Origin of the sequence: Mycobacterium sp. E342, from assembly GCF_001667665.1 — a bacterium.
Taxonomy (GTDB): domain Bacteria; phylum Actinomycetota; class Actinomycetes; order Mycobacteriales; family Mycobacteriaceae; genus Mycobacterium.
The window spans coordinates 1-5,670 of the sequence record NZ_LZJM01000159.1; the positions used below are offsets into that span (position 1 = coordinate 1).

Annotated in this window: 6 protein-coding genes and 1 pseudogene; all 7 read right to left on the reverse strand. The window is 67.1% G+C overall.

All coding sequences use genetic code 11. The features are described 5' to 3' along the window. Window positions 1–526: pseudogene (locus tag A5692_RS11185) on the reverse strand (molecular chaperone); the annotation flags it as partial. 55 nt (window positions 527–581) lie between these two features. Continuing rightward, window positions 582–1,073, reverse strand: a complete 492-nt coding sequence (locus A5692_RS11190) for a hypothetical protein (protein WP_156766027.1) — start codon at window positions 1,071–1,073, stop codon at window positions 582–584. Window positions 1,074–1,145: 72 nt separating this feature from the next. Next, entirely contained in the window at window positions 1,146–1,874 is a 729-nt protein-coding gene (locus tag A5692_RS11195; protein ID WP_068055807.1) for a hypothetical protein, read from the reverse strand. Further along, complete coding sequence (locus A5692_RS11200) at window positions 1,874–2,434, reverse strand: hypothetical protein (RefSeq protein WP_068055811.1); 561 nt, start codon at window positions 2,432–2,434, stop codon at window positions 1,874–1,876. The genes A5692_RS11195 and A5692_RS11200 overlap by 1 nt, the downstream gene beginning before the upstream one ends. Window positions 2,435–2,445: 11 nt before the next feature. Next, a complete protein-coding gene (locus A5692_RS11205) occupies window positions 2,446–3,630 on the reverse strand; it encodes an ABC transporter C-terminal domain-containing protein (RefSeq protein ID WP_068055815.1) in 1,185 nt (394 codons plus the stop codon). A gap of 195 nt (window positions 3,631–3,825) precedes the next feature. Continuing rightward, window positions 3,826–4,317 (reverse strand): hypothetical protein, encoded by a 492-nt coding sequence (locus tag A5692_RS28205; RefSeq protein WP_231984292.1) that lies wholly within the window; start codon window positions 4,315–4,317, stop codon window positions 3,826–3,828. A gap of 140 nt (window positions 4,318–4,457) precedes the next feature. Next, window positions 4,458–5,670, reverse strand: a 1,213-nt coding sequence (locus tag A5692_RS11215; protein WP_156766028.1) for an alpha/beta hydrolase, incomplete at its 5' end; no start/stop codon positions are given.

Genomic DNA, 5,670 nt, shown 5'->3' on the forward strand with positions numbered 1-5,670 from the left:
CGGCGTCCATCAGGGTGACGCTGGTGCCGCTGGCGCCGAAATCGCACAGCGCGACGACGCCCGCGCCGGGGAAACCCGGTCTGCCACGCAGCGCCGCGAGGGCGGCGGTCGCGTCGGACACCAGGACCGGGGACACGCCGCCGCGGGCCAGGTCCGGTTGGGCGAAGAATTCGTCGCGCAGCGCGGCGAACTGGGCTTCGGACCAGTACGCCGGGACGGCGATGGTGATCGGTGAGCCGTAGCCGACGGTGCGGGCCATCGCCTCGATCGCCTCGACCGTCAGCACCTCGCCGAGGTACTTCGTCCCGTCGGGCGCCACCAACGGGGACCGGTCGCCGACGCGCTCGACGAACCCGCGCAGCACCATCCCGTCCCCGGTCAGGTTCGGGTTTTCTTCCGGCAGGCCAACTTCGGTCGGCCGGTGCTCGAAGAGGGTCAAGACGGCGCTGCGAACCACCGGGGTGCCGCCCGCGCGGGCCGCTACCAGGTTGGCCGCCCCAATCGACAGCCCGAGCGACTCGCTCATGCCCCGCACCCCACTTCCGATCGCCCGGTGGTCCTCACCATAGCGGCCGACGGGGTCAGCGCAGGCCGGGCGGGACGGTGATCACCGTGGGCACCCCGGGAATCGTGATCACCGAAGGCACCTGTGGCAGGTGATGGTGGTGTGTCGGCGCCTGCTGGCTCGGCTCGCGCGTGGGCTGCTGCGCCGGCGCCTCGCCCGCAGTGGTGGTGGTCGGCGTCGTGGTGGTGGTGGCCGGCGTGGTCGTCGTCGTGGTGGTAGTGGTCGAACTCGTGCTGCTGGTGCTCGGGGTGGGGCTGGTGCCCTGTCCTCCCTTCAGCAGCTCGGTGATGCCGTAGGCGATCAGCCCGATCAGGATCACGACGAACACCAGCCAGGCGATCAGCAGTGGAGGCTTGCGATACCAGGGAGTGGGTTCGCCCTCCAGGGCGTCGAACGCGTCGGGCGGGTACGGCGGGGCGTCGCCGGAAGTCGGCTGGTCGGCCATGCCGTAGTCGGCATGATGAGTCGCCTGCTCGTGGAAGTCGTCGGGTGGGCCTGTGCGTTCCACGGCACCGATGGTACTGATCCCACCTGCCAACCTCCTGAGCCCGCCTTCCGAACGGGTTGCCACCGGCTCTGCTCACACACCAGCCGTCAATTCGCCGCGGGCAATGCTTTCGATCCGATCCATCAACTCGACCGGGTCGTCACCGGCGCCGTCTTTCCAGGCGACGAGCGCGTTGGCGAGGTTGACCGGTTGCATGCTCAGTCGGAGACCGACTACCACCGTCGTGGTGGTGTCTCCCGTCGCGCCCGCGGGGCGGTACGTGATGGCGACTTGCAACGATGCGCCACCGGCAGGCTGCGCCAGGACCTTCGGTTCAACCGACTGGACCAGCTGACGGTGGATCTCGATCAGTTCATTCCGCTCGGGCAACCGCACGGTCAACGTTGACGGGGTTATGCAGAGCAGACTTCGAAGCCACATACGGACGACGCCATAAAGGGTCAGCGGCGTTACGCCCACGATGATGATGCCCGTTAAACGAAGCCACGCCGGGTTGCCGGGGGCATTCCCGGCCCCGAACGCGGCGACCCCCAGCAGCGGGACCAGCACCAGCGTGATGTAGGCGTTGCCCTCGTACCAGGGAATGTAGCGGCAGGCGATTGCGTCGCCCGAGCGGCTGACGGCGGCACGAAATATCCGGCGCTGCCCGACGAGGATGATGCCACCGGTCACGCCGACGCCGAGACATAGGTACCACGGTGAACCGACCAGCACGTTGACGCCCGCCACCAGGCAGAGGGAACCGCCAAAGCAATAGCGCAGAACACGCCACCGACGGCCTTTCCCCCTGTCACCGGCCATCAGTGGCCGACTTGTGTTGTGTTAACTGTGGCGCGGCGCTGACCGGCGGCCGCCGGGATGGTCACCGGACCGCGCCGTGCCTTCAGCCAGAGCTGTGCCCGATTCACCGGTGAATCATGTAACGCGGTAACCGTCAGTTGGGCGATCAGCGTCTCCTCTTCCGTCGCGATGATCCGCGATTGTGACCCGCTGTCGACGATGCCGAGTTCATGCGCGATCCGCATCGCGAGCATCCCGACGATCCCGGGGCCCTCGGTGGCTGCGGCGAATTCACGGCGCAGCTCAACCGGGCTGGGCACCGACTGCAATTGCTGATCGGACAACATCGCGAACACGTCGACGGGATCCAGCGGGGCCTCGACGCGATGCATCGTCAACACCGCGTTAGCGCAGAACGTGTCGATGCATGGATCGTCGCGCCAGACCCACACACGGGTCCCGACCGCCGAGTGGAAGGTCTCCCAACCCGGCGGCATGCCGACCTCCACCAGAAAACCGACAAATCGGTCGACCGGGTACACCGAGATGCCCGACCCCTGCACGAACTCATCGAATCGCATCGAAAGTGGCCCTAACCGAAACCGAAGACGGATTCCACGCCGTGCACCGCACTACCGACCGCGTCCGCGACCGGGTGCCAGGCCGCTTCGACACCCTTAGACGCCAGGTAGCTGGCGACCGCTCCAGCACCGGCGCCGACCACCAGGCCAACCGCGGTACCTGCCCCCGGAACGACCGAACCGATCGCCGCACCCACCTCTGCACCCGCCCATAACCCGGCGGCGACACCGGCAGTCTCCCGGGTGACTGCCTCGGGTACCGAGTTGCCGTCATGGACGTCGGACATTATGGCCGGTATTGCGCTGGCTGCACCGACCACCCCGCCGATACGGGTGAATCCCGGAAGTTCGACTCCGCCGACCTTCGCATCCTCGAGCCACCGCAACAAGCCCGGGTCAGCCTTGCCGGGACCCGTACCGGGAGATTCGGCGATGAGGTTGAGGGTCGCCTGCCGCACACCGTCTGCAGTGCCACCGGCCACGGCACCCGCACCGGCGATCGCCACATCCCCAGGCGTCGGCGCCAACGAGGGACCGCGTGGCCCGCCCTGCTGATCGCCCGGCGCCGGGCCGGGTGTGGGCTGGACGCCCGTCGAGTCATATCCGTCGGCGTGCAGCGTTCCCAACGCGTTCTGAAAGGAGCTCGAATAACCGTCGCGCGTGGCTTGCAGCCGGCCCAGCGCGTCTTTGGTGGCACGCACGGCGTCGTCTTCGCATTTGGCGATAAACGCCTCGAGCGCGTCGTAATCGGCCGCGCTCAGGTCCGCGTCGTCCTCCATCTGGTCGGCTTCGGCGATCAGCTCGTCGAGGTTCTCCAATTCGGCTTCGAGCGACGCGATCTGCCCGGCCGCGGTTTTCTGGGCTTCGGCCAATGTCGCGGCGATGTTCTCCAGGTCCGCGCCGATCTTCGGCAACTGCAAGGATTGTGCGCCAAGGGCTTTCGTCACCCGCTGGACTTCGTCGGAGGCGTTGATCGGATGATCGCCATCCTGGTGATTCCAGGCGGCGTCGAAGCGGGTGCGGGCTTGCTCGAACGCGTGGTCAGCCTCCGCCGTGCATCGACCAGCGCGATGGAAGGCCTCGGCCAGATTGGAAATCTGCGCCGGGCTGCCCGCCTGCAGGCTGGCGTTGACCGCCCAGGGGTCACCACCTGCCGCGCCGATGAGTGCCGGGACGCTGATGTAGAGGAGTTGCATGGCGTTGTCAGCCGGCGGCGGCCCGAGCGTTGATCCAACCCGCTGGGGGCAAGGCCGGCGCTGCGCGTGACGTCTTCGCCGAGGACCGCGGCAGACCGGCAGCCACAAGCATGCCCCCCTTCCAATCCCTGGGAAAGACTACTCCCGCAGGCCGATTAGCCAATTCACCCCGAGCCGCAGGCCCAGCAGCAAGCACTAGCTTCCGGGCGCGGTTTGGCGAATCATCCGGGGAAACGGGAGGTCATCCTTTCGCAAGTCGCCCGCGAAGCACGGGGAGATGACCGTCACGGTCGGCGAATAGTTTGCGGGGTACGCCGCTTCGATCTGCAGCCGGTACCCGTCGGGAGCGTATGCGAAGCGGTTCGGCTTCTCGAAGCCGTCGCGCTCCATGACGGTGAGATTCCAGCTCTGCCAAAGCTTTCCGGTTCGGTCGATGAGCTCTGCCGGCGCCATGCCCTCGGGCCCGACCACATGCAGGGCGGCGGTGTACTCGGTGGGCCCCGGGCCGGGCCCCGCGTAGTTGTCGTCGCAACCCAGGTTGCTTCCGCCCTGGGCGTCGCTGCCGTCGAGCACGGTGCCCGGCGGCAGGCCGTTCACCGTTCTCTGCAGGTATTGCAGCACCGTGTCTTGCGCCTCTTGCTGGCTGCCGGGAACCTTCGGTGACGGGGCGACCGGGGTGTGGTCCATCGGGCCTCCTGGGATGGGTGTTGCACCGGAAGGGGTTTTCCCGCCGAGCGGGGCGGCCGGCTTGCTCGGGGAGCACGCGAGGACGAGCGCTGCGACAGCGGCGAGGATTACGACGAATCGGGGCGTTCGAGTCATAGCGGTCATGGCGTGAATGAGGGTGGGGTGACATCGACCCTGCCTGCGATGATACGGCCCATGTTGTTCAGCGCGGGGTTGCCCGGGTCCCAGTAGCTACTGTGGGCCGCGACCGTCGGCAGGCCGAACGGCCAACCCGGTCCGGGCGCTGCTTCAAACGGGATGCCTCCGAATTTTGAACTCATCGGGTCGGGGCCCAGGGTCATGCCGGTGACCACGCCGATGACGTCGTTTTGCGCTCGCGTCGCGAACACGTGGGCCCCGGCGTCAAGGTTCAGGTCGCCGGCATGGTCGGTGAGCATCCCGGGGCTGCCGACAGCGATGACGTTGTTGGCGTCGAGGTGGTGGCCGCCCGTGGCCGCCGCTCCCACTTCGGTCGACCCGTAGCTGTGTCCGATGACCGTGTTGATGGACGGCCCGCCCGTCACCGTGTCGTTGTGCGAGGCCCGCAATCCCGCTTGGAAACCGTCGAGCGCGTCGGCCCCGTTGTGGGCGTAACTGGTATGGGCGGCTTCAACGAGATTCATCGGCCGGTCGTACCCCATCCACGTGGTGACCGAGACATCGCCGGGCCGAAGTGTTCGATCCGCGCCGCGGGCCGCCCAATACATCCGCTGGGACTTGTCGGCGCTTCCGCTGAAGCGGGTGGTGTCCTGGCCGGTTCCCGGGACGAAGGTGGCGTTGCGTTTGGCCGTATCGGGGTTGTTGATCGCGGCCGCGGCGTGGCCCTTGTCGTCGATGAGCAGGAGATATTGGTGGAGCTTGTTCGACGACGGGTCGATCTGGTCCGGCGGCGGGCCAATCGTTTTCTTCACGTCCGCGTAGCCGTCGTGTGCCCGGTTGGCCGCGTCCCATTGCCGTCGCCAATCCAGGTACTCATTGGTCTTCAAGAATGGTGTCTTCCCGTTGGCCCAATCGGGATGCTGAGCGCGCAGGCGGTCAAGGTCGGCTTGGTTTGTCCTCTGCAGCTCGTCGAGGTGCATGCGGTTGTAGTGGTCGCGGTCCACCGCGGGCATTCCGTCGTGGTTGCCGATCGACGAATTGTTGTGATACTCGGCGTCTTTCTGCTCGGGCGTGAGCGAATTCCACACCTGGGCGAACTGCTTGGGGTCTTTCGGCAGCGCGGGCAACGGTGACAGTGGCCCCTCTTGCGCCCGGATGCCCGCGGGGTCGTACCCGTCACTTTTCAGTGTTCCCAATGCGCTTTGCAAGGTGTTC

Excerpts from the sequence above, each read along its gene's own strand:
- A5692_RS11195 (WP_068055807.1), bottom strand. The coding sequence starts at position 1,874 with ATGGCCGGTGACAGGGGGAAAGGCCGTCGGTGGCGTGTTCTGCGCTAT.
- A5692_RS11200 (WP_068055811.1), bottom strand. The coding sequence starts at position 2,434 with ATGCGATTCGATGAGTTCGTGCAGGGGTCGGGCATCTCGGTGTACCCG.
- A5692_RS11205 (WP_068055815.1), bottom strand. The coding sequence starts at position 3,630 with ATGCAACTCCTCTACATCAGCGTCCCGGCACTCATCGGCGCGGCAGGT.
- A5692_RS28205 (WP_231984292.1), bottom strand. The coding sequence starts at position 4,317 with ATGGACCACACCCCGGTCGCCCCGTCACCGAAGGTTCCCGGCAGCCAG.